Origin of the sequence: Blautia sp. AM29-29 (assembly GCF_003480555.1) — a bacterium.
GTDB lineage: Bacteria > Bacillota > Clostridia > Lachnospirales > Lachnospiraceae > Fusicatenibacter > Fusicatenibacter saccharivorans.
On sequence record NZ_QUJD01000050.1, the window covers coordinates 1 to 1,429 of the forward strand.

Annotated in this window: 1 protein-coding gene and 1 pseudogene; one reads left to right on the forward strand and one right to left on the reverse strand. The window is 38.8% G+C overall.

Annotation, left to right across the window (positions count from 1 at the left end; all coding sequences use genetic code 11):
- Positions 1 to 95, reverse strand: a pseudogene (locus DW769_RS17490) (IS200/IS605 family transposase); the annotation flags it as partial.
- Between the two features lie 361 nt (positions 96 to 456).
- On the opposite strand from DW769_RS17490, the gene DW769_RS16280 reads away from it, so the two are divergent.
- Positions 457 to 1,429: IS110 family transposase (locus tag DW769_RS16280; protein WP_118660883.1), on the forward strand; the 973-nt coding region annotated here is incomplete at its 3' end.

A 1,429-nucleotide genomic window follows, 5' to 3' on the forward strand; every position in this document is an offset into this window, starting at 1 on the left:
TTTGTACACCAGACCAGATGATACTGCAGAGAGTACACATATCCTCTACCATATGAAAGATCATTTTTATTAATTGTAAACATATCTTTTCCCATAAAAACATTATACCATATACATAGGAATATATCAAACATTTGTTCTCATTTTTATCAAAAATCTTGCGCGTCTAACTCATCACTACTACAATATATTTATGGGTAATCCCCTTACTTCCAGTAAGGATTTATCCATCTCATTACTTAAACTGTTAGAATGTAGGATGCAATGGTATATCGACTTCATCACTTGGACCTCGCGTCCGTACTTTAGACTGATAACCGGCTCCTCATTCACAGTGTTCGTTTTATGCAGGTTGAATCACATTAGGTGCATTCGTGTCACACACAGTAGTTTGAACAGGTAATGAGTAAAACTGGTATTTATCCATTGTAATATTTTTTAAGGAGTGATAAATTTATGAACGCAGTAGGTATCGATGTTTCAAAAGGTAAAAGTATGGTTACAATTCTGAGACCATTTGGGGAGATTGTATCCTCTCCTTTTGAGATTAAGCACACATCCAGTGATATCCATTCACTTATTAAACTTATTCATTCTATCGAAGGTGAATCCCGGGTTGTAATGGAACATACCGGCCGCTACTACGAAGCACTTGCTCACCAGCTTTCAGCAGCAGATCTCTTTGTCAGTGCTGTTAATCCCAAGTTGGTCAAAGATTTTAATAACGATTCTCTTCGCAAAATCAAGTCCGACAAAGCTGATTCTGTCAAGATTGCCCGCTACGCTCTTGACAAATGGCAAAGTCTTGAACCGTATAGTATTACAGATGAATTACGCGCTCAGCTAAAGGTCATGAATCGTCAGTTCCATTTCTATGTGAAACAAAAAACGGCTATGAAAAATAATCTTATTGGCCTCATTGACCAGACCTATCCAAATGCAAATACTTATTTCAATAGTCCCACCCGCAGTGATGGTTCCCAGAAATGGGTTGATTTTGTCTCTACATACTGGCATGTAGATTGCATTCGTAAAATGTCTCTAAACGCTTTTGTTGAACATTATCAGAACTGGTGCAAGCGCAAAAAATATGCCTTCAATAAATCAAAAGCGGAAGAAATTTACACCAAAACAAAGGAACTTGTTCCAGTATTTCCTAAGAATGAAATAACCAAACATATCATCAGACAAGCTGTCGATCAGCTCAACAGTACTTCCGTTACTGTCGAAACAATACGCACTCTCATGAACGAGACTGCCTCAAAGCTTCCTGAATACTCAATTGTCATGCAGTTTAAAGGGATTGGTCCATCTCTCGGTCCACAGCTTATGGCTGAGATCGGTGATGTAACCAGATTCACGCATAAAGGAGCCCTTACTGCATTCGCCGGAGTTGATCCTGGGGTAAACGAATCTGGTTCCTATGCCC